Origin of the sequence: Tsukamurella sp. PLM1 (assembly GCF_023168325.1) — a bacterium.
Lineage (GTDB): Bacteria > Actinomycetota > Actinomycetes > Mycobacteriales > Mycobacteriaceae > Tsukamurella.
The window spans coordinates 3126434-3147711 of sequence record NZ_AP025688.1 but is presented as its reverse complement, the minus strand read 5'-3'; the positions used below and the strand labels follow the sequence as shown (position 1 = coordinate 3147711).

19 protein-coding genes and 2 pseudogenes are annotated in these 21278 nt (G+C 69.8%); 13 read left to right on the top strand and 8 right to left on the bottom strand.

Features of this window, described 5'->3' with window-relative positions:
• Positions 1-145 precede the first annotated feature (145 nt).
• From MTP03_RS16125 to MTP03_RS16110, 5 genes and pseudogenes are all read left to right on the top strand, one after another.
• Positions 146-2566 carry a cytochrome P450/oxidoreductase gene (locus MTP03_RS16125; RefSeq protein WP_248489100.1) on the top strand — a complete coding sequence of 807 codons (2421 nt, stop codon included), beginning with the start codon at positions 146-148 and terminating at the stop codon, positions 2564-2566.
• Positions 2563-3612, top strand: coding sequence for an aromatic ring-hydroxylating dioxygenase subunit alpha (locus tag MTP03_RS16120; protein WP_248489099.1), 1050 nt, complete (start codon positions 2563-2565; stop codon positions 3610-3612). Before MTP03_RS16125 ends, MTP03_RS16120 begins: the two co-directional genes overlap by 4 nt.
• Positions 3613-3685: 73 nt before the next feature.
• A complete protein-coding gene (locus MTP03_RS16115; RefSeq protein WP_248489098.1) occupies positions 3686-3832 on the top strand; it encodes a hypothetical protein in 147 nt (48 codons plus the stop codon).
• A pseudogene (locus MTP03_RS23940) lies at positions 3781-4191 on the top strand (ABC transporter substrate-binding protein); the annotation flags it as partial. The gene MTP03_RS16115 and the pseudogene MTP03_RS23940, both read left to right, overlap by 52 nt.
• 154 nt (positions 4192-4345) lie before the next feature.
• Entirely contained in the window at positions 4346-4630 is a 285-nt protein-coding gene (locus tag MTP03_RS16110; protein ID WP_248489097.1) for a hypothetical protein, read from the top strand.
• A gap of 20 nt (positions 4631-4650) precedes the next feature.
• Here the strand turns inward: MTP03_RS16110 and MTP03_RS16105 are convergent, their stop codons facing one another.
• The 3 genes from MTP03_RS16105 to MTP03_RS16095 all read right to left on the bottom strand — a co-directional run bounded on the left by MTP03_RS16105 (position 4651) and on the right by MTP03_RS16095 (position 5868).
• Positions 4651-5082 (bottom strand): CBS domain-containing protein, encoded by a 432-nt coding sequence (locus MTP03_RS16105; protein ID WP_248489096.1) that lies wholly within the window; start codon positions 5080-5082, stop codon positions 4651-4653.
• Positions 5083-5251: 169 nt separating this feature from the next.
• Complete coding sequence (locus tag MTP03_RS16100; protein WP_248489095.1) at positions 5252-5404, bottom strand: hypothetical protein; 153 nt, start codon at positions 5402-5404, stop codon at positions 5252-5254.
• Between the two features lie 17 nt (positions 5405-5421).
• Positions 5422-5868, bottom strand: a complete 447-nt coding sequence (locus MTP03_RS16095) for an LON peptidase substrate-binding domain-containing protein (protein ID WP_371820785.1) — start codon at positions 5866-5868, stop codon at positions 5422-5424.
• A gap of 164 nt (positions 5869-6032) precedes the next feature.
• Between MTP03_RS16095 and MTP03_RS16090 the strand changes: the two genes are divergently transcribed.
• From MTP03_RS16090 to nrdF, 3 genes are all read left to right on the top strand, one after another.
• Positions 6033-6548 (top strand): TrmH family RNA methyltransferase, encoded by a 516-nt coding sequence (locus MTP03_RS16090; protein ID WP_248489094.1) that lies wholly within the window; start codon positions 6033-6035, stop codon positions 6546-6548.
• 18 nt (positions 6549-6566) lie between these two features.
• Positions 6567-7307, top strand: a complete 741-nt coding sequence (locus MTP03_RS16085; RefSeq protein ID WP_248489093.1) for a maleylpyruvate isomerase family mycothiol-dependent enzyme — start codon at positions 6567-6569, stop codon at positions 7305-7307.
• 112 nt (positions 7308-7419) lie between these two features.
• Positions 7420-8424 (top strand): class 1b ribonucleoside-diphosphate reductase subunit beta, encoded by a 1005-nt coding sequence (nrdF, locus tag MTP03_RS16080; RefSeq protein WP_248489092.1) that lies wholly within the window; start codon positions 7420-7422, stop codon positions 8422-8424.
• Between the two features lie 184 nt (positions 8425-8608).
• Here the strand turns inward: nrdF and ligD are convergent, their stop codons facing one another.
• From ligD to MTP03_RS16060, 4 genes are all read right to left on the bottom strand, one after another.
• Complete coding sequence (gene ligD / locus MTP03_RS16075) at positions 8609-9556, bottom strand: non-homologous end-joining DNA ligase (protein ID WP_248489091.1); 948 nt, start codon at positions 9554-9556, stop codon at positions 8609-8611.
• A 10-nt stretch (positions 9557-9566) separates the two neighbouring features.
• A complete protein-coding gene (locus MTP03_RS16070) occupies positions 9567-11048 on the bottom strand; it encodes an FAD-dependent oxidoreductase (RefSeq protein WP_371820784.1) in 1482 nt (493 codons plus the stop codon).
• 136 nt (positions 11049-11184) lie between these two features.
• Positions 11185-12180 carry a diiron oxygenase gene (locus MTP03_RS16065; RefSeq protein ID WP_248492242.1) on the bottom strand — a complete coding sequence of 332 codons (996 nt, stop codon included), beginning with the start codon at positions 12178-12180 and terminating at the stop codon, positions 11185-11187.
• Positions 12181-12460: 280 nt separating this feature from the next.
• A complete protein-coding gene (locus MTP03_RS16060) occupies positions 12461-13405 on the bottom strand; it encodes an ABC transporter substrate-binding protein (RefSeq protein WP_248489090.1) in 945 nt (314 codons plus the stop codon).
• Between the two features lie 292 nt (positions 13406-13697).
• Here MTP03_RS16060 and ctaD point away from each other — a divergent pair, with 292 nt between their 5' ends.
• Complete coding sequence (ctaD, locus tag MTP03_RS16055; protein ID WP_248489089.1) at positions 13698-15368, top strand: cytochrome c oxidase subunit I; 1671 nt, start codon at positions 13698-13700, stop codon at positions 15366-15368.
• An 83-nt stretch (positions 15369-15451) separates the two neighbouring features.
• Positions 15452-16681, top strand: coding sequence for a phosphoserine phosphatase SerB (gene serB / locus MTP03_RS16050; RefSeq protein ID WP_248489088.1), 1230 nt, complete (start codon positions 15452-15454; stop codon positions 16679-16681).
• A gap of 4 nt (positions 16682-16685) precedes the next feature.
• Here serB and glgX read toward each other — a convergent pair.
• Positions 16686-18843, bottom strand: a pseudogene (gene glgX / locus MTP03_RS23935) (glycogen debranching protein GlgX).
• A 100-nt stretch (positions 18844-18943) separates the two neighbouring features.
• Here glgX and MTP03_RS16035 point away from each other — a divergent pair.
• The 3 genes from MTP03_RS16035 to MTP03_RS16025 all read left to right on the top strand — a co-directional run bounded on the left by MTP03_RS16035 (position 18944) and on the right by MTP03_RS16025 (position 21243).
• Positions 18944-19771: an ABC transporter ATP-binding protein gene (locus tag MTP03_RS16035; RefSeq protein WP_248492238.1), complete on the top strand. Its 828-nt coding sequence runs from the start codon at positions 18944-18946 to the stop codon at positions 19769-19771.
• A complete protein-coding gene (locus MTP03_RS16030; protein WP_248489085.1) occupies positions 19768-20391 on the top strand; it encodes an NUDIX domain-containing protein in 624 nt (207 codons plus the stop codon). The genes MTP03_RS16035 and MTP03_RS16030 overlap by 4 nt, the downstream gene beginning before the upstream one ends.
• 63 nt (positions 20392-20454) lie before the next feature.
• Positions 20455-21243, top strand: a complete 789-nt coding sequence (locus tag MTP03_RS16025; protein ID WP_248489084.1) for an enoyl-CoA hydratase/isomerase family protein — start codon at positions 20455-20457, stop codon at positions 21241-21243.
• Positions 21244-21278: the final 35 nt, after the last annotated feature.

Sequence of the window (21278 nt, the reverse complement as noted above, 5' to 3'; positions counted from 1 at the left end):
GAGGTGAGTCGCAGCGATGCGCGTGAGGTGCTAACCGGTTCGCAGGCTCGGTGGCCGATCGAATCCCAGCAATCCGCCCGCGCGACGTGATGGACGGCCTAGGTTGGTGGCGTCCACACATCTTCGTCCGCAAGGCGGTTGGACTATGAACTTCCTCGACCGGGTCATCAACAAGGCCCAGGCGACCATCCCGATGGAGAGGCAGGTCCAGGGCCTGCACCTCTTCCAGAAGGCCAAGAAACTGGCTCTGGGTGACCGGCAGCCCGACTTCGTCGAGCAGGAGATCCCCGACGTCGACGCGGTGGCGCTGACCGAGATCGACATGAGCAATCCGTTCATGTGGCGGCAGGGCCAGTGGCGCCCCTACTTCGAGCGCCTGCGCAACGAGGCGCCGGTCCACTTCCGGGCGTCGAGCGAATTCGGGCCGTACTGGTCGGTCACGCGGTACGACGACATCGTCACGGTGGACCGCGACTTCGAGACCTACTCGGCCGAGCCGCAGATCGTCATCGGCGTACCGCCGGAAGGCCTGGACATCGAGATGTTCATCGCGATGGACCCGCCACGCCACGACGTGCAGCGCGGAGCGGTGCAGGGAGTCGTCGCACCGCAGAACCTCGAGGAGATGCAGGGCCTGATCCGGTCGCGCGTCCAAGAGGTCCTCGACGACCTGCCGGTGAACGAACCCTTCGACTGGGTGGACAGGGTCAGCATCGAGCTGACGTCCCGGATGCTCGCCACCCTGCTCGACTTCCCCTATGCGGAACGGCGCAAGCTCGTGCGCTGGACCGAGCTGGCAGGTGCCAGCGCCGCAGCCACCGGCGGCGACGTCGACATGGACGAGATGTACAGGGGCGTCGCCGAGATGGCGAAGAGCTTCAGCGACCTGTGGCACGACAAGGCGGCGCGCCTCAAGGCGGGCGAAAAGCCGGGATACGACCTGATCACCTTGATGCAGATGTCTGAGGACACCAAGGACCTGATCAACCGGCCGATGGAGTTCCTCGGCAATCTGATCCTGCTCGTCGTGGGCGGCAACGACACCACCCGCAACTCGATGTCGGGCGGCGTGTACGCACTGAACCTGTTCCCGGACCAGTTCGACCGGCTCAAAGCCGATCACAGCCTGATCCCGAAGTTCGTCCACGAGAACATCCGCTGGCAGACGCCGCTGGCCTACATGCGGCGCATCGCCAAGAAGGACACCGTCCTTAACGGTCAGTTCATCCGCAAGGGCGACAAGGTCGTCATGTGGTACGCGTCGGCGAACCGGGACGAGCGCACCTTCGAGAATCCGGACGAATTCATCATCGACCGGCACAACGCCCGCCACCATCTCTCGTTCGGTATCGGCGTGCACCGCTGCATGGGCAGTCGGGTGGCGGAACTCCAGCTGCGGATCCTCTGGGAGGAACTGCTCGCGCGGTTCGAGGACATCGAAGTGGTCGAGGAGCCGGAATACCTCCAGTCGAACTTCGTCCGCGGCTACACGAAGATGATGGTCACGTTGACGCCGATCGGGCAGAAGGCCCGCCCCCGCGGCGAACGGGCCGTGCAGCCCGCCGCGGCACGGACTCCCGCTCGTCCACCGATTCGTCGCTCCCGCGAAGAGACCATCACCACCGAGACCGAGGTCGAGGTACAGGTAGCGAGCCGGCGCGAGGTGGCGGACGGGGTCGTCGAGCTCACCCTCAGCGCCCCTGCGGGTGCACCGCTCCCGGCGTGGACTGCCGGGGCCCATATCGACCTTCTACTGGAGCCGTCGCTGACGCGGCAGTACTCGCTGTGCGGCAGCGCCTCGGACGAGTCGTCGTGGAAGATCGGCGTCCTTCGCGACCCGGACAGCCGAGGTGGCTCGGCGTACGTCCACGAGAAGCTGACGGAGGGTGCGACGGTCCGCGTGCGAGGTCCGCGCAATCATTTCCCCTTGGTCGCCTCCACGAACTACCGATTCGTCGCGGGCGGCATCGGGATCACCCCGATTCTCCCGATGATCGAGGCCGCCGAGGCGCGCGGGGCGCAGTGGAGCCTGCTCTACTGCGGCCGCTCACGCGAGTCGATGGCGTTCCTGGACCGATTCGAGGACTCCGACCGGGTCACGATCTGGCCGAGCAGCGAGAACGGCCGGATCGACCTGGCGGCCGAGCTCGGGAAGCCTACGCCGGACACCGTGGTCTACTGTTGCGGCCCGGGCGCCTTCCTCGACGCCGTGGAGGAGGCGTGCGCGCCGTGGCCCGAGGGCAGCCTGCACATAGAGCGCTTCGCGGCCAAGGAGGTCGCGGCATCCGAGGATGCGCTCGACTCGTTCGAAGTCGTGTGCTCGCGCTCGGGAGTGACCGTGACCGTCCCGGAAGGCACCACGATCTTCGACGCGGTCGAGAAGGCCGGCGTCGACGTCCTCGGATCCTGCATGGAAGGGATCTGTGGCACCTGTGAGGCCGACGTGCTCGAGGGCACACCCGAGCACCGTGACTCGATCCTGTCCAAGGCGGAAAGGGAGCGCGGCGAAACGATCATGCTCTGCGTTTCCCGCTCCCTGTCGAAGAAGCTGGTGCTGGACGTATGAACGACATCGCTCGGAACCAACCCACCGCCGACTATCCGAGGGACTGCTGGTACGTCGTCGCCACCACCGCCGAGGTCGGATACGGATTCACTGCGCGGCGCGTCCTCGATACACCGGTCGTGCTCTACCGCCTTTCCGACGGCGCGATCGCCGCGCTGGAGGACCGCTGCGCGCACCGGCCCTACCCGCTCTCGGCGGGACGCCGCGAGGACGACTACATCGTGTGCGGCTACCACGGCTGCACCTACGACGCGACGGGACGCTGGGTGAGCGTGCCGTCTCAGGACAACCCGCCCCCGTCCGCGCGGGTGCGAGCCTTCCCTGTCGTCGAGCGCGGACCCTTCGTCTGGATCTGGGCGGGAACGCCCGGCGGTGAGCGGCTGCGGCCACCGCCGGCGACGCCGTGGTTGCACGATGACGGCTGGGCGAGTGTCGGGGAACGGCGCGAGGTGGCCGCCAACCTCCAGTTGCTCCACGAGCACTACCTCGACCTGACCAACGTCTTCGCAATGCATCCGGAGATGGTGCCGCCCGGCATCGAGGCGCTGCCCCCGCTGGAGGACGTCGAGGTCTCCGAGCTTTCAGTGTCATACAGGCGCGAACTGCCCGAGGCGCCGCTGGCTCCGTGGGAGGCCACTGTCACCGGGCTGGACCATACCAACCCGTCCGCATCGTTCGGCCGGACGGAGACGGGCACGTTCGTGACGCCGGGCCTGCACAAGCAGACCTACACCATCATCGGTGCGACCGGTCCGGAGCTGGAACTCGTGCGGACGCACGGTTTCACGCCCCAGTCCTCCGGAGTCACCGATGTCTTCCTGCAGATCTCGTGGCGGGGCCCGTCGGTCTCGCCCGACATCGGCGAGCGGTTGATCGAGGTCTTCCACGCGATGGCCGACCGGGACATCGCCGTCCTCGAGACCGTGCAGCAGTGCCTCGACCAGGACCCGATCCCGCGGCGTTACGTCAACGTCAAGGCGGACCGGGCGGCCGTGCGCGCGCGTCGGATCCTGATGGCGATGGTGGAAGACGAGCAGGGGATCTAGGCCGGGCAGCGGCGCACGGGTGCGGGACGCCCAATCGCTCGCCATGGAGGTTAGCATGGCCTAATATCGTCGGATGGTCATGGAAGCGATGGGTAGTCGACGCGGGGTCAGCCGGCGGCGGTTCTTCGGCGGCGCGGCCGCCCTTGGTGGGGCCGCGCTGCTCGCCGCGTGCGGCGACGGCCCGACGGAGGGGCGGCACCGTCGGGCTCCGGCAGCGTGATCGGCGCGCAGAAGCGCGTGGTGGCGCTGTCGACCGGGCATCTCGACCACTGCCTGGCCCTGGGCGTGGTCCCCGTCGGTCTGGCGGTCGCGGTGTCGGAGTCGACCGATAGCAGAGGCGTGCCCGAGTATCTCAGGAAGGCGTTCGGGGACCGGTACGACCTCGACGCGATCCAGGTGGTGGGGCAGCGGATGAGCCCCGACCTCGAGAAGGTGGCCGGCCTGAAGCCCGATCTGATCCTGTCCAACAATCGGGCGGAGAAGAGCCTCGCGGAGCAACTCGCGAAGATCGCGCCCACCGTCCGCACCAACGGTGGCTCCGAGCGGTTCAAGGACGATCTCGCCATCGTCGCGGACGCGCTGGGCAAGTCCGGCGAGGGCGCGGGCGTGCTGGCCGCGTACGAGGGGCGCGCTAAGGCGTGGGGAGCGTCGCGCGGAACTTCGAGACGGTCTCGCTCGTGCGCGGGAAGGGGACCAGTACCTGTACTTCGGCACGCTCGCGCTGGCGAGCATCGTGGCGACCGACGCCGGCCTGACCCGGCCTGCCACGCAGCGGTTCTCGGACACTGCGAGCCGTCCCCTGTCGCTGGAACAGGTGGCGCTGCTCGACGCGGACTGGTTGTTCTACTCGTTCCCCGGATCGTCGGGCGACTTCACCGAGGCGGCGCTGTGGCGGGACCTGCCGGTGGTCTCGCGGGGACGCGCCTTCGAGGTGGACGTCGACCCGTGGTTCCTCAACGCCTCCACCGTGGCCGCCGACCGCGTCCTCGCCGACATGCAGCGACTCATGGCGGCCTGAGACGAGACCGGTACGCGGCGCTAGGGACGGGGGACGTTCGAGGCTGATCGCGCGCGCCGCATGTCGGCGACGCCGTCGTCGGAGCAGAAACCGGTGCCGCTCGACTTGAGACAGAGCAGGCCGAGCAGGCGCATCTCGTCGTCGACCACCGCGAGCCGCCGGATCCCGGTGGCGAGCATGTCTTTCCGCAATCGCTCCGCGGGGACGTCCGGCGCGACGGTGCGGCCGTCCAGCTCCGCCAGCGCCAACGCGGGGGAGTCGCCGGCCAGGGCCGGATCCGAAAGATCGCCCCGGTCGAGCGTCCCGATCACCCGGCCGTCGCGGATCAGCAGGAGCAGGTGCAGCTTGGGGGCGGCCTCGAGAGCGGCCCGCGCGGCACCGATGGTGACGTCCGCGGGGTGCACCGTCGGACGACGCAGCATCACGTCGTTCACCGTTGCGTCGGCCGTCACCTGCTCAGTATGGGACAGGTCGGCGATCCGCAGCAAGGCGACCCGTCGGGGCGCGCCGGCACATCGACCGCGTCACCTGGGCGCGTAGCCGTCCCTGTCGCGGGAACAGAAGTCGCACGGATCGCCGTGCTCGCTGCCGCAGTCCGCGAAGCCGGACACCGGGCCGACGCTACTGCAGGCGGAATCGCAGCGAGGCGATCACGTCGTCGAGGGCATCGGTGAGGACGTGCACGCGGTCCGCAGGGCCGGGCGCGGCGAGCGCGCGATGACGGTCCGCGTCCGGCAACGGCAGCGCCCGGGCCAGGTAGTAGCTGCGCTCCACCGGGTTCTCCGGGAGCTTCAGCTTCGGCCATGCGCGGGGCCGAACCCCTGGGCCCGCGCCAGTCGCGCGGCCAGGCGCTCGATCTCGTCGCGTTTGCCCAGCAGCGGGATCAGGTCGACGGCGGGCTGGACGTCGTCGGGCCAGATCTCCACGTCGGCGCGCGGATACGGATCGTCGGGCAGCCACTGCACGACGCGCAACCGGTCCGTCCCCAGGCACGTGAGGGTGTAGCCACCGTCGGGCTTGCGGACGTACCGATCGATCACGGCGACCGTCCCCACGTCCGTGCGCACATCGCCGCCGCCGACCTCGCTGCCGCGCTCGATCAGCACCACCCCGAACCGTCCGTCGGCGGCGAGGCAGTGCTCGATCATCGCGCGGTAGCGGGGCTCGAAGATGCGCAGCGGTAGTTCCTCTCCGGGCAGCAGCACCGCTCCGAGTGGGAACATCGGCAGTTCGGTCACCGCTCCAGCATGCATAAGCGCCGAGTGCTTCACGATGTCGGGTCTGTGTGAGGCACAGGTGTCGTGGCGCACTCGTGACGGCACAGAACCCGACATCGCGAGCGGCCCCGGTACTCTGGGGTGATGCACACTCATGGAAGGGGCGCCGCGCCTCACACCGTCTGATGGCCGAGTTGCGGGTGAAGTCCCGCTCCGAACTGCGCCGTGCACGGCGGCGTCAGGGTCACTCCTGCTGGGACCACCTCATCGTCGCCCCGCTCTGGGCGCAGCACGGTGCGAACCTCGGGACTCTGCTCCGTACCTGCGACGCGGTCGGCGCCTGCATGGCGGTCCCGTCGCACGACTGGGTGAAGAATGCACTGCGCAAGGGCAATACGCTGCCCGGGCCCAGCTGCATCCACCGCGTCGGCAATCCGCAGAACTGGCTCCTCAAGCAGCGCGAGCGCGGCTCGCACATCATCGGGGTGGAGCTGGCCGAAGGCGCGACGCGCCTCGGCGACCTGCCGCCCGCGCGGGGGCGCACCGTCGTGGTCCTCGGGCACGAGTTCTCCGGGATCCCCAGTGACACCCTGCACCTGCTCGACGAGGCGGTCGAAATCCCGATGATCGGGCGGGGTGCGAGCCTCAACGTCGCGGTCGCGGGGTCGCTCGTGCTGTATCGCCTCGCGGGACTGGCGTGAATTCGTAGTCTCGAGTCCATGACGAAGCAGCTCTGGCTCGAGTCCATCGCCGCCGACGGCGCCCGGATCGCCGCGATCGACCCCACCCACCTAGGTCTTCCCGTTCCCAGCTGCCCGGGCTGGACGGTGCGCGACGGCGTCGTCCACACCGCCGGCGCGCACCGCTGGGCCACCGCCTTCCTGCAGGCCGGGCCGGAATCGACGGAGCGCTTCATCCCCGACGTTTCCGACGCGCCCGACGGCGACGCCGTCCTCGGCTGGTACGCGGGCGTCAACGCCGCGCTGCTCGACGAGCTCCGCCGGCACGAGCCCGACGCGCCCGCGCGCGCCTTCATCGGCCGCACCGTCGCCGCGTTCTGGATGCGTCGCATGACGCAGGAGGTGTCGATCCACCGCTGGGACCTGCAGAACTCGCTGCCCGGCGGCGCCGAGCCGCTCCCCGCGTGGACCGCCGCCGACGGCGTCACCGAGCTCACGCAGATGCAGATCCCGCTCATCGTCGGCAGGAAGGGGCTGCCCGACGCGCTGGCGGGGAAGGTCATCGTGATCGCGGCGACCGACACCGGCGACACGTGGACGTTGCGGCTGCGTGCGGACGGGATCGACGTCCTCGACGGGCGGGTGCCGGCGGACCTGACGGTGCGCGGCGCGGCGTCGGACCTGGATCTCGTGCTGTGGCGCCGGGCGGAACCGGGCACCGTCGACCTGGAGGGTGACGCCGGCGTGCTGACCGGACTGCTGGACGTGGTGATCATCTGAGCCGACACGCCGAACTGGCGCAATGGACTAAATCTTGCGCCTCATGGACTTGTCTGACCCAAGGGGTAGTGTCGGAGGCGTCGAAATACAGCTCCGCGAAAACCGAGGTGTCATGTCTGAAACCGCCGCTCACAGTCCCGCCGACGGAGCTCCGCTCAAGCTGGTCAGCCGGGTGTCGGCGATCAACTGGAACCGGGTGCAGGACGAGAAGGACGCCGAGGTCTGGGACCGGTTGACGGGCAACTTCTGGCTGCCCGAGAAGGTGCCGGTCAGCAACGACATCCCGTCGTGGGGCACGCTCACCGAGCACGAGAAGCAGCTCACCATGCGGGTCTTCACGGGCCTCACGCTGCTCGACACGATCCAGGGCACCGTCGGCGCGGTCTCGCTGATCCCCGACGCGATCACCCCGCACGAGGAGGCGGTGTACACCAACATCGCGTTCATGGAGTCGGTGCACGCGAAGAGCTACAGCTCCATCTTCTCGACGCTGTGCAGCACGCGCGAGATCGACGACGCGTTCCGCTGGTCGGAGGAGAACGAGCACCTGCAGCGCAAGGCGTCCATCGTCATGGACTACTACCGCGGCGACGACCCGCTCAAGCGCAAGGTCGCCTCGACGCTGCTCGAGTCGTTCCTGTTCTACAGCGGCTTCTACCTGCCGATGTACTGGTCGTCGCGGGCCAAGCTCACCAACACGGCCGACATGATCCGCCTGATCATCCGCGACGAGGCCGTGCACGGCTACTACATCGGCTACAAGTACCAGCGCGGGCTCGAGACGCTGCCCGAGGCGCGGCGCCAGGAGCTCAAGGACTACACGTTCGAGCTGCTCTTCGAGCTGTACTCGAACGAGGAGGACTACACCGAGTCGCTGTACGACGAGGTGGGGCTCACCGAGGACGTCAAGAAGTTCCTGCGCTACAACGCCAACAAGGCGCTGATGAACCTGGGCTACGAGGCGATGTTCCCCAAGGACGCCACCGACGTGAACCCCGCGATCCTCTCCGCGCTGTCGCCCAACGCCGACGAGAACCACGACTTCTTCTCCGGCTCCGGCTCGTCGTACGTGATCGGCAAGGCCGTCAACACGGAGGACGAGGACTGGGACTTCTGATCCCGTTCGAAGCGTGGCAGCGCCCCACCGTCCTTGCTCTCCTGCAGATGATCATGGGGCCGCTGCTGTTCGTCGCGATGGGCGTCGTCCTGGTCGCGGCCGTCGGGGAATGTGGGCCTGACCCACCGCGATTGAACGACGTTCTGGAGAGGGAAACCGCAGGTCGGATTCTCCAGAACGTCGTTCAATCGGCGAGGGGGAGGTCGTCGCGGTCGGCCCACTCGACGAGCGTGTCGAGGGTGAACGCCTCGTCGTCGATGGATGCATGCAGGTCGCCGAGATCCGCGAAGCGCGCCGGGAGGGTGCGGATCGTGAAGTCGTCGGGGTGCACGTCGGGCACCTCGTCCCACGTGATCGGGGCGGACGCGGTGGCGATCGGCGTGCCGCGCAGCGAGTACGCGCACGCGATGGTGTGGTCGCGCGCGTTCTGATTGTAGTCGAGGAAGACCGCCGACGGGTCGCGGTCCTTGCGCCACCACACCGTCGTGACGTCGGACGGTGCCCGGCGCTCCACCTCCCGGGCGAAGGCGAGGGCGCACCGTCGGACCTCCGAGAACGTCCAGCGGGGCTCGATCCGCACGTACACGTGCAGCCCGGAGCCGCCCGAGGTCTTGGGGAAGCCGCGGATGCCCAGCTCGTCCAGAACCTCGTGCACCACCGCGGCCACGGACTGCACGCGCGACCACGAGCAGTCGGGCATCGGGTCGAGGTCGATGCGCCACTCGTCGGGGTGCTCCAGGTCGCCGGCGCGGCAGTTCCACGGGTGGAACTCGACCGTCGACATCTGGGCGGCCCAGATCACCGAGCCGAGTTCGGTCACCACCACCTCGTCGGCGGTACGGCCGAACCGCGGGAAGTAGATCTCCACGGTCTCCAGCCAGTCGGGCGCACCCGCGGGGATCCGCTTCTGGTGCACCTTCGCGCCGTCGACGCCCTTGGGGTAGCGGTGCAGCATCGTCGGGCGGTCGCGCAGTGCCCGGACGATGCCGGGTCCCACGGACTCGTAGTACCGCACGACGTCGAGCTTCGTCGCGCCGACCTGCGGGAAGTAGACCCGGTCCGGGCTGGACACGCGGACCACCCGCTCACCGACGGTGAGTTCGATCGGCGCGCCGTGCTCGGAGGAGGCCACGGCGACGAGGTTACGCGCCGAGGATCCTGCTCAGGGAACGCTTGCGCTTACCGGTGGGACGGGCCTTGACGATCCCGGCCACGACGTCCTCGGCGAACCTCTCCACCGTCTCCTGGGAGTCGGTCTTGTTGGTGCCGATGAAGCCGTTGGGGCCGCGCTTGATCCAGCCCGTGACGTACACGCCGGGCAGGGGCGCACCGTCGTCCCCGAGGACGCGGCCGGCCTCGTTCGGCAGCACCGCGCGGCGCTCGTCGAAGGGGAGGCCCGGCACCGGGACACCGCGGTAGCCGACCGAGGTGAACACCATGCCGACGGGGAGGTCGATCGCCTCGCCGGTGACGGTGTGCTTCGCGTGCAGGACGAGGCCGTCGTCGGTGGCCTCGATCGACTCGGGGGTGGTGAGGAACCGCAGGCGGATGCGGCGGGGCGCGTCGGACTGGGTCTCCAGCGACTCGAGCAGCGCGAGCTTGTGCCCGACGAGCTCGGAGTCGCTGCCCGCGACGATGGTCTCGGCGACGTCCGGGTCCGGGTGGACGATGACGGTGCGCTCGTCCGCGAGGCCCAGCGCCTCGGGCAGAGTGAAGGCGGCGTGCTCCGGGCCGCGGCGCGCCACGATCACGACCTCCTCGACCTTCGACTCGCGCAGGGCGGCCAGGGCCGCGGGAGAGATGGTGGTGCCCTCGAGCTCCTTCGGCTCGGCCGTGAGAATGCGGGCCGCGTCCAGCGCGACGTTGCCGTTGCCGATGACGACGATGCGGTCGTGCGTGAAATCCACGGCGTCGCCCCGGTGCTCGGGGTGGCCGTTGTACCAGGCGACGAAGTCGGTGGCGCTGCGCACGCCCGGCAGGTCCTCGCCGGTGATGCCCAGCTTCTTGTCGGTGCTGGCGCCCACGGCGACGACGATCGCGTCGTGCCGCTTCCGCAGCTCCTCGAGGGAGACGTCCCGACCCACCTCGGTGTTCAGGTGGATCCGGAAGTTCGGATCGGCCGCGACCTTGTCGAACAGGCCCGAGACCTTGCGGGTCCGGGTGTGATCGGGTGCGACGCCGAATCGGGCCAGACCGTACGGCGTGGACAGCTTCTCGTACACGTCGACGGTGACGCCCGGGTAGCGGAGCAGCTCGTCGGCCGCGTACATCGCGGCCGGGCCGCTGCCGATCACGCCCACGCTGACGACGGTCCCGTCGGCGATCGGCAGCACCTTCGGCGGCACCGTGTGGGCCATCGGCGGGCGGCTGCGTTCCTGGGGGTTCGGGCCGCCGAGGCTCGAGTTCGCCGGGTCGGCGGCTGCGAGAGAGCGGTTGAGCTCGATGTAGACCTTGTGCTCCTCGGGCAGGCGATGCGCCGGGCCGATGGCGTCGACGGGGCACGCGGTCACGCAGGCACCGCAGTCGACGCAGGTGGTGGGATCCACGTAGAGCATCTCGGCCGTTGCGAAGCCCGGCTCGTCGGGCGTCGGGTGGATGCAGTTGACGGGCACGCGAACGTGCACGACGCGTCGCTGCAGCAGGACTGGGTGATCACGTGGGGCATCGAGGAGGCTCCTCCGGGGTGTTCGTATCCGGGCCCCGGATACGGGTCCGGCTCGGCGGGTGACCGCCGAGCCGGATCATCGGGGTTGTTCGAGACTACTGCGCGGCGTACGAGGGCTCGCTGCGGAACCGCGAGGTGCGGCCGTGGATGCCCAGGGCGCGCCACAGCAGGCGGGAGATCGGGTTCATCAGGTCGGTGCGCTCGGCGAGCAGGCGCACGTCGCCGAAGATCTCCTGGCGCATGGCCTTCGACTCGGGTGATCGCCAGAAGATGTCCTTCTTCACCGACCGCGGGATGTCGAAGGTGTCCCAGAACTGCTTCGGCGGAACCATGATGGCGCCCAGCAGGACGCGCATGACCAGCGGCATCGCCAGCGACAGCAGGAACCGGGGAATCGGGCCGCGGGTGGGCACCTTGTGCTCGAGCAGCTGGTGCGCGAACGAGATGTGGCGGGCCTCCTCAGCCACGTGGATCTGCATCACCGAGGTCATCGCCGGGTGCTGCGTGTCCGCGGAGCGCAGGAACTGCTTCTGCAGGTGGTCGATCGGCTCCTCGCCGGCCAGCACGCCCATGTAGAAGATGTTCGGGAACGTGGTGGCCGCGAGCGGGATGATCGGCGAGAGGCGGCGGAACCACCAGGCGCCACCGGGCACGTCCATGCCCACGCGGTTGACGAACTCCTGGAACATCAGCGTGTGCTGGCACTCCTCCTTCGCCTCGTGCGTGGCGTAGCGGAACTCGGGGGAGTTGTTCGGCTGGACCGCGGTGTACTGCATGATCCCGCGGATCAGGATCGACTCGAACTGCAGGCCGACCTTGGCCACGTTGGCCTGGCGCCACATGCCGATCTCGATCTGCTTGGCCAGCGGCTGCGCCTGGTACCAGGGGTGGCGACCGATCGGATCGAAGCGGGGGTTGCACACCCAGCGCGGGTCGTCGGGGACGATCGCGAGCTCGGGCGAGTCCCAGTCGATGTCGACGTAGGGGTCGAAGTTCCGGCGCACCGATGCCTCGGAGAGGTCGTGCAGTGTCTGCTCGTACTCGGCCTGGCCGGGGAAGGAGCGACCGCGCATGCGCGCCATGTGCGTCATCCGCGGCATGTTCATCAGGGCCATGATGGTTCCTTTCGTGGCACACCGTCCGGCTCGTTCCTGCGATGTCCCTCAGTGTCCTGTGGGAAATCCCACAGGTATCTCTGCAGGTAGAAGCCGTGTGTGAGATTCAACCGCCTTCAGGCTATCACTTGAAACAAGCATGAATGAAGGGTCTTCCGGGCCGAATTCGTGCACAGGTGTACACCGAGCTCTGGGCCTGCGGTTTTCCGTGGTGAATGTGAGGGGCGTCACCGTCGAAGCGACGCGGCGGCGACCGTCAGGACGTCGACTTGATGGTGTTCGCGACGTCGTGCACGACGATCCCGGCCGCGACGGGGCCGCCCGCCGAGAACCAGGCCGCGTCCTCGACCAGGAACTGGCGCTTCGCCGTGACCGCGCGCAGGTCCTTCCAGGCGGTCGAGGTCATCACCGACATGCCGGACGCGCGTCCCTTGTCGCCCTCGTAGCCCACGTAGATCAGGTCCGCCTCGGCCGCGGAGTAGTCGGCGTCGGGCATCTCGACGGGCTCGGGCTTGCGTTGCGCCTCCGGGCGCACCACGTCGAGATCCGCGAGGACCTGTGCTGCGAGGCCGCGGGTCCCCTCGGCCAGCGACTTCCCGTCCGCGGTGAACCGGACCAGCGAGACCACGGTGTGGATCGCGTCGATCTTGACGGACTTGTCCGCCACGTCGCGCTGGTAGCGGTCGATCACCGCGCGGCCCTCTGCGGGCATCCGCACCGCGTCGGCCAGGGCGAGGAAGCTACGCCGCCAGTCGCCCGACGGTGCCGGGACGACCACCGTCCGGCCGGCGCGGCGGTTCGCGTCGGCGGACGCGGCGGTGCCCACGGACACTTCGGCGCGGGCATCGTCACCCAGCTGCGGGACTTTCGCGAGCGTCGCGCCCAGGTACGACGGTGCCGCGCCGCCGACCGCCTTGACCCGGTTCTGCAGGCCGAGGGCGCACAGTCCGTCGAGCAGGTCGGGATCGGCGACGACGATGGAGGCGGGCGCGGGGCCGCCGGTGACAGGGGCCGCGCAGGCCTCGTCGGCCTTGCGATCGAGGCCGATGATGTTCGCGGAGGCCAGGCGCGTCGTCGTGGTGGCGATCGACGCGAAGGGCTGCTGGATGGGCTCCTGCCCGCCGCACGCGGACAGCAGGGTGCCGACGAGCGCTACGGTCGCGATCGCCGCGCCCGCCGAAGAACTTCCGACCCTGTTCACTTCCGCCGCCCTCACCTGTAGTCCCGACCGTGCGCCACGCTAGCAGCCGGGCGTGGAAGGACCGGCTCGGCGACGCGAGTACGACGCAGAGTAGGACCGCGGGGACAAGCGCGGGGGCGAGGGGCTACGCTTAGCCCACAAGCGTGGCGTCCGCCGTGAGCGAACGTGGTCGGTGACCGTCGCGCGAGAGACCTGAATGAAGAGGCGAGAGCCGGTTTCGACAGCCGCGGAACCGGTGCGCCACAGGGCAGGAGGAATAGTGACCGCGCAAGCGCATCGTCCGGTGGTCGAAGTGACCGCTGCACGTCCGTACCCGCAGCGGACCGGGCCCAAGGGGTCGTTCATCTACAAGCTGGTGACGACGACCGACCACAAGACGCTCGGCATCATGTACATCGTCACGTGCTTCGCGTTCTTCCTCATCGGTGGCCTGATGGCGCTGCTGATGCGCGCCGAGCTCGCCGAGCCCGGCCTGCAGTTCCTCTCCACCGAGCAGTTCAACCAGCTGTTCACCATGCACGGCACGGTGATGTTGCTGCTGTACGCGACCCCGATCGTGATCGGCTTCGCCAACTTCGTGCTGCCGCTGCAGATCGGCGCGCCCGACGTGGCGTTCCCGCGCCTGAACGCGTTCGGCTACTGGCTGTTCGTGTTCGGCGCGATCATGGTGATCGCCGGTTTCATCACGCCCGGTGGCGCCGCCGACTTCGGCTGGACCGCGTACACCCCCTTGACCGACGCCCTGCACTCGCCCGGCCCCGGCGCCGACCTGTGGATCATGGGCCTCGGCGTGGGTGGTCTCGGCACCATCCTCGGCGCCGTCAACATGGTCACCACGGTGATCTGCATGCGCGCCCCCGGCATGACGATGTTCCGCATGCCGATCTTCACCTGGAACATCCTGGTGACCTCGCTGCTGATCCTGCTGGCCTTCCCGCTGCTGACCGCCGCGCTCATGGGGCTCGAGGTGGACCGTCAGTTCGGCGCCCACATCTACGACCCCGCCAACGGCGGTGTGATCCTGTGGCAGCACCTGTTCTGGTTCTTCGGTCACCCCGAGGTGTACATCATCGCGCTGCCGTTCTTCGGCATCGTGTCCGAGATCTTCCCGGTGTTCAGCCGCAAGCCGATCTTCGGCTACAGCGGCCTGGTCCTGGCCACGCTCGCCATCGCGGCCCTGTCCGTGGCGGTGTGGGCGCACCACATGTACGCCACCGGCGCCGTACTGCTGCCGTTCTTCAGCTTCATGACGTTCCTGATCGCGGTGCCCACGGGTGTGAAGTTCTTCAACTGGATCCTCACCATGTGGAGAGGACACATAACGTTCGAGTCGCCGATGCTGTTCTCGATCGGCTTCATCGTGACGTTCCTCTTCGGTGGCCTGACCGGTGTCCTGCTCGCGTCGCCGCCGCTCGACTTCGCGGTGTCCGACACCTACTTCGTGGTCGCGCACTTCCACTACGTGCTCTTCGGCACCATCGTGTTCGCCACCTACGCGGGCATCTACTTCTGGTTCCCGAAGATGACCGGCCGCCTGCTGGACGAGGGGCTGGGCCGCTGGCACTTCTGGCTCACCTTCATCGGCTTCCACATGACGTTCCTGGTCCAGCACTGGGTGGGCGCCGAGGGCATGCCGCGTCGATACGCGGACTACCTCGCGACCGACGGCTTCACCACGCTGAACCGGATCTCGACGGTGGGCGCCTTCATCCTGGGCGCCTCGACCCTGCCGTTCGTGTGGAACGTGTTCAAGAGCTACCGCTTCGGCGAGGTCGTCACGGTCGACGATCCGTGGGGCTTCGGCAACAGCCTCGAGTGGGCCACCAGCTGCCCGCCCCCGCGGCACAACTTCACCGAGCTGCCCCGGATCCGTTCGGAGCGCCCCGCGTTCGAGCTGCACTACCCGCACATGGTCGAGCGCATGCGCGCCGAGGCCCACTCCGGGCCGGGCCAGGGCCACTAGGGCCCACGATCTCCGCACGAACGGCGTCTCCTGCACCGGGAGGCGCCGTTCGGCGTTCCGCCTGCGCGCACTACGCTTTCACCGTGCACGATGCGACCTCGGACCCCACGATCCTCATCACCGTCACGGGCGGCGACAAGCCCGGCGTCAGCTCGGTCCTCTTCGGCGTCCTGGCCCGCAACGAGGTCAGCATCCTCGACGTCGAGCAGACCGTCATCCGCGGGCGCCTGACGCTCGGTGTCCTCGCGGCCGTCGACGGCGATCCCGAGCACGTCCAGGAGCTCGTCGAGCAGGCGATGGCCACCGTCGGGATGGACGTGGCCGTGGAGATCTCGAGCGAGCAGCCGCCGCGTCCGCCGGTGCCCACGCACGCCGTCGTGCTGCTGGGAGCGCCCGTCACCGCGCGGGCGTTGTCGGCGGTCGCCGCCACCCTTGCCGACGGCGGCGTGAACATCGAATCCATCGCGGGCGTCGCCGACTACCCGGTCACTGCACTCGAACTGCTCGTGACCGTCCCGGACGCCGCGGGCGAGGCCGGCTTCCGCGCCGCGCTGGCGACCGTCGCCAAGGCGCAGGGCGTCGACATCGCGACGTCCCGCGCCGGGATCGCCCGCCGCTCCAAGCGACTGATCTGCTTCGACGTGGACTCCACCCTGGTCCGTGGCGAGGTCATCGAGATGCTGGCCGCCCGGGCGGGCAAGGAGGCCGAGGTCGCCGCGGTCACGGAGGCGGCGATGCGCGGGGAGCTCGACTTCGAGCAGTCCCTGCACGCCCGAGTCCAGAACCTCGCGGGGCTGCCGGCGACGGTGATCGACGAGGTGGCCGGAGAGCTGCAGCTGACGCCCGGCGCCCGCACCACGATCCGCACCCTCAAGCGGCTCGGCTACCGCTGCGGCGTCGTCTCGGGCGGCTTCACAGCCGTCATCGAGCCGCTCGCCGCCGAGCTCGAACTCGACTTCGTGCGCGCCAACACCCTCGAGGTGACCGACGGTGCGCTGACCGGTCGCGTGATCGGCGAGGTCGTCGACCGGCCGGGTAAGGCCCGCGCGCTCCGCGAGTTCGCGGACGCCTTCGGTGTGCCCGTCGAGCAGACCGTGGCGGTCGGCGACGGCGCCAACGACATCGACATGCTCTCGGCGGCCGGCCTGGGGGTGGCGTTCAACGCCAAGCCCGCCCTGCGCGAGGTCGCGGACACCGCGTTGTCGCACCCCTATCTGGACGCGGTGCTGTTCGTCCTGGGCGTGACCCGGGACGAGATCGAGGCCGCCGATGCCGTCGACGGGCAGCTGCGTCGCGTCCCGCTGGAGAACTGAGCTCTCAGGCCTCCTGGAAGGCCAGCACCGTCGGGCCCGAGACCCTGACCCGCGCGCGCGACGCGTAGAACGCGGTGCCCTCCGCGGGCTCGCCGGTGGGCCGCGACGTGTCGACGATCAGCTCCCAGCCGTGCGTGCACGACTCGGGGCCGCCGAGCGTGATCTCGGCGTCGCCGCCGGCGTGCCAGATGATGAGCGCGTCCTTGTCGGGCACCGCCCGGTCGTGGCCGGGCGCGCGGACGTCGGAACCGTCGACCCAGGCCTGGAGTGTCCGGACCTCGGGCGACTGCCACGCGTCGCCGGGCATCTCGGCGCCGTCGGCGGCGAACCACGCGAGATCGGGCTCGCCGTCCCGAGTGGCGCGACCGTCGAAGAACTCGTGCTGGCGCAGCACCGGCGCGGCGCGCCGGACCATGGCCACCCGCGCGACGAACGCGGTGAGGTCGGCGTCTGCGGCGTCCCAGTCGACGGCGAAGGCGTCGGCTGCGCGGGTTCCCTCCGGCACGCAGTAGGCGTTGTTGTTGCCGTACTGCGTGTGCCCGATCTCGTCGCCGCCCAGCAGCATCGGCGTGCCCGTCGACAGCAGCAGCGTGGCGAGCAGGGCACGGACGTGCGCGGCGCGCGCCGCGAGGATCGCGGGATCGGTGGTGCCGCCCTCGAAGCCGTGGTTCACCGACCGGTTGTTGTCGGTGCCGTCGCGGTTCTTCTCGCCGTTGGCCTCGTTGTGCTTGCGCTCGTAGCTGACCAGGTCGCGGGCGGTGAAGCCGTCGTGGGCCGTGACGAAGTTGATCGATGAGAACGGCGAGCGGCCCTGAGCGCCGAACAGGTCCTGGCTGCCGGACACCCGCGAGGCAAGATCGCCGACCGTGCCGGCACCGGCGAAGAAGGTTCGCACCGTGTCGCGGTAGCGGTCGTTCCACTCCGCCCAGACCGGCGGGAAGCCTCCCACTCGGTACCCTCGCCGGTGGCGTCCCACGGCTCGGCGATGAGTTTGCGGGTGGCGAGCAGCGGGTCGGCGGCGATCGCCGACAGCAGCGGCGCCCGGTGGTCGAACGGGATCACCGGGCCCTGGGCCCCGTCGCCGTGCGCCCGCGGCCGAGCACGCTGGCCAGGTCGAACCGGAAGCCGTCGACACCGAACTCGCCGGCGAAGTACCGCAGACTGTCGAGCACCATGCGCAGCGCCGCGGGCGACGCGCAGTCGATGGTGTTGCCGCACCCCGTGTAGTCGAGGTCCTCGCCGTTCTCCAGCAGGTAGTAGCCGGGGGCGTCGAGGCCGCGCCACGACAGCGACGGGCCGGCCACCGACTCCTCGGCGGTGTGGTTGTAGACCACGTCCATGAGCACCTCGAGGCCGGCCGAGTGCAGCGCCGAGACCATCTCCGAGAACTCCTCGACCTCGTGACCGGGGCGCGCGGCGTACCGCGGGTCCGGGGCGAAGTAGGCCCCCGTCGAGTAGCCCCAGTGGTTGCGCATGCCCCGCGCGCGCACGCCCGGCTCGGTGAGGCAGGCCTGCACGGGCAGTAGCTCCACCGCGGTCACGCCGATGCGCCGCAGGTGCTCGAGGATCGCCGGCTGGGCGAGGCCGAGGTACGTGCCGCGCAGCTCCTCGGGCACGCCGGGGTGCCGGGCCGTGTACGAGCCCACGTGCACCTCGCAGATCACCGTGCGGTCCCACGGGACTCCGGGGCCGGGCTCGGGCGCGGGCGGGGCGCCCGTGACCACGCTCAGGGGGATGTCGGGGAGCGAATCGATGTCCGACGGTCCGCCGTCCTCGCCGTACGGCAGGAGGGCGGCGCCGTCGGCGGCATCGCCGGGGAAGCCACCGTCGAGCCTGCGGGCGTACGGGTCGATGAGCGCCTTGTACTCGTTGAAGCGCAGCCCCGCCCCGGGGTCCCACGGGCCCGCCGCGCGGAGGCAGTAGCGCGTCCCCTCGCCGATCCCGGGCACGAAGCCGTGGTGCACCCCCGCCGTCCGGGCGGGCAACAGGAGGCGCCGCTCCTGGCGCGTGCCGTCCTCGGCAACATCGACGAGGCACACCCAGACGTCGGTGGCGCGGGGAGCGTGGACGGCGAAGTTCACGCCGCCGGGCTGCGGGACGGCGCCGAGGGGGGTGTACGCGCCGGGGGACGGGGTGGGGTGGTCTGTGGACACGGTGACCATCCTGCCAACCGCGACCTGACCCGTGCGGCAGGATGGTGATGTGTCCGATCCCGCCGCCACTTCCGCGCCCGCTCCCGCACCGGGCTCCGCCCCCGCCGACATCGCCGAACCCGACCAGGATCTGCTCGTCGACTTCCACGACGTCGTGCTGCGGCGCGACGGCCGCACCCTCGTCGGGCCGATCGACTGGCGGGTGGAACTGGACGAGCGGTGGGTGGTCATCGGCCCGAACGGCGCCGGCAAGACCTCGCTCATGCGGCTCGCGTCGGCGCAGGTGTTTCCGACCGCGGGTACCGCGCACATCCTGGGGGAGGTCCTGGGGAAGACGGTGGTGCAGGACCTCACGGCCCGGATCGGGGTGAGCACCGCGGCGCTGGCCTCACGGATCCCCGACGACGAGCTGGTGACCGACCTCGTGGTGTCGGCGGGGTACGCCGTGCTCGGGCGCTGGCGGGAGCGGTACGACGAGGTGGACATCAGCCGCGCCGTGGACGTCCTGGAGTCGATGGGCGCCGAGCACCTGGCGAACCGCCGCTTCGGCACGCTGTCCGAGGGCGAGCGCAAGCGCGTGCTCATTGCCCGCGCCCTGATGACCGACCCGGAACTGATGCTGCTCGACGAGCCGGCCGCCGGGCTGGACCTGGGCGGCCGCGAGGAACTGGTCGCCCGGCTCGACACGCTCGCCCATGATCCGGACGCCCCCGCGACGGTGCTGGTGACCCACCACGTGGAGGAGATCCCGCCGGGGTTCACCCACGCCTTGCTCCTCAAGGAGGGCGGCGTCGTGGCGCAGGGCCTGATCGGCGACGTGCTCACCGCGGAGGTGCTGTCGGAGACGTTCAGCCAGCGCATCCTGCTGGACGAGGTGGACGGGCGGTTCTTCGCCCGGCGCGCCGCGCGCCCCGGGCGGCGGAGGTTGCAGGCATGAGCGGGGGACAGGGCGCCGGGCACCGGCGCGATCTCGCCGACGTCCCGATCAGGCTCGCCGCCACGGTCCTGCTGCTGCGGACGGCACCGTCCGGCCTGGAGGTCTTCGTGCAGACCCGCGCGAGTGGGATGGAGTTCGCGCCCGGCGTCACGGTGTTCCCGGGCGGCGGTATCGAGCCGTCGGACGAGGGGGACCTGACGGTGACCGCCGCGCGCGAGACGCTCGAGGAGTGCGGCGTGCGGGTGGACCCCGACGCGCTGGTGCCGCTCTCGCGGTGGGTGACCCTGCCCGGGCGGCCGCGGCGCTACGACACGATGTTCTACCTCGCCGCGCTGCCCGCCGGGCAGGAGGCGGACCTGCGGACCACCGAGGCCGTCTCCGCGGGCTGGCGGACGCCGCAGGCCGTGATCGACGAGTGGCTCGCGGGCCGCAACAAACTGATGGCGCCCACCTACTCGCAGCTCTTCCAGCTGCTGCCGTTCGAGACCACGGAGGACGCGCTGGGCTGGGCCGCCGAGGCGGCGGACCTGACCCCGGTGGCGATCGTCGACGGCATGACGCGTGAGGACCGACGGTTCCCCGGCTGGGCCGAGTACGCCGAGGGGTCGACGATCTACTGAGCGTCCGGCCGCGGATACGTGGACGTCCAACTAAATTGTCGAACACCCGGTAACCTCTCGGGCATGACTGAATTCGTGACCCTGGAGACCAGCGACGAGCACCCCGGCATCGGCACGATCCGGCTGAACCGGCCGCCGATGAACGCGATCAACGCGCGGGTCCAGGACGAGCTCATCGCCCTCGCCGCCGAGGTGAACGAGCGCGACGACATCAAGGCCGTCGTCGTGTACGGCGGTCCCAAGGTGTTCGCCGCCGGCGCCGACATCAAGGAGATGCAGGCGATGGGCTACACGGACATGAGCGAGGCCATCGCACTGCTCCAGGGCGGCCTGTCGGCGATCGCGTCGATCACCAAGCCGACCGTCGCCGCGATCACCGGGTACGCCCTCGGTGGCGGCCTCGAGGTGGCACTGGGCGCCGACCGCCGGATCGTCGGCGACAACGCCAAGGTGGGGGTCCCGGAGATCCTGCTCGGCGTGATCCCCGGCGGCGGCGGCACGCAGCGCCTGGCCCGGCTCGTGGGCCCGTCGAAGGCCAAGGACATGGTGTTCACCGGGCGGTTCGTGGGCGCCGAGGAGGCCCTGGAGATCGGGCTCGTCGATGAGGTCGTCGCCCCCGACGAGGTCTACAACGCCGCCCTGAAGTGGGCCGGCCAGTTCGCGGGTGCCGCCTCGCAGGCGCTGCGTGCGGCGAAGCAGGCGATCGACCAGGGGCTGGACGCCGACCTGAACACCGGCCTCGCCATCGAGCGGCACCTGTTCGCCGGGCTGTTCGCCACCGAGGACCGCACGATCGGCATGACCTCGTTCATCGAGAACGGTCCGGGCAAGGCGAAGTTCACAGGCAAGTAGTCCGGTCGGCCGGAGTCGGCCGGTCGCGGCAGAAC

Bases quoted from the DNA above. Each gene is read 5' to 3' on its own strand.
- MTP03_RS16125 (WP_248489100.1), top strand. From the start codon at position 146: ATGAACTTCCTCGACCGGGTCATCAACAAGGCCCAGGCGACCATCCCG.
- MTP03_RS16120 (WP_248489099.1), top strand. From the start codon at position 2,563: ATGAACGACATCGCTCGGAACCAACCCACCGCCGACTATCCGAGGGAC.
- MTP03_RS16115 (WP_248489098.1), top strand. From the start codon at position 3,686: ATGGTCATGGAAGCGATGGGTAGTCGACGCGGGGTCAGCCGGCGGCGG.
- MTP03_RS16090 (WP_248489094.1), top strand. From the start codon at position 6,033: ATGGCCGAGTTGCGGGTGAAGTCCCGCTCCGAACTGCGCCGTGCACGG.
- MTP03_RS16085 (WP_248489093.1), top strand. From the start codon at position 6,567: ATGACGAAGCAGCTCTGGCTCGAGTCCATCGCCGCCGACGGCGCCCGG.
- nrdF (WP_248489092.1), top strand. From the start codon at position 7,420: ATGTCTGAAACCGCCGCTCACAGTCCCGCCGACGGAGCTCCGCTCAAG.
- MTP03_RS16065 (WP_248492242.1), bottom strand. From the start codon at position 12,180: ATGACGCACATGGCGCGCATGCGCGGTCGCTCCTTCCCCGGCCAGGCC.
- MTP03_RS16030 (WP_248489085.1), top strand. From the start codon at position 19,768: ATGAGCGGGGGACAGGGCGCCGGGCACCGGCGCGATCTCGCCGACGTC.
- MTP03_RS16025 (WP_248489084.1), top strand. From the start codon at position 20,455: ATGACTGAATTCGTGACCCTGGAGACCAGCGACGAGCACCCCGGCATC.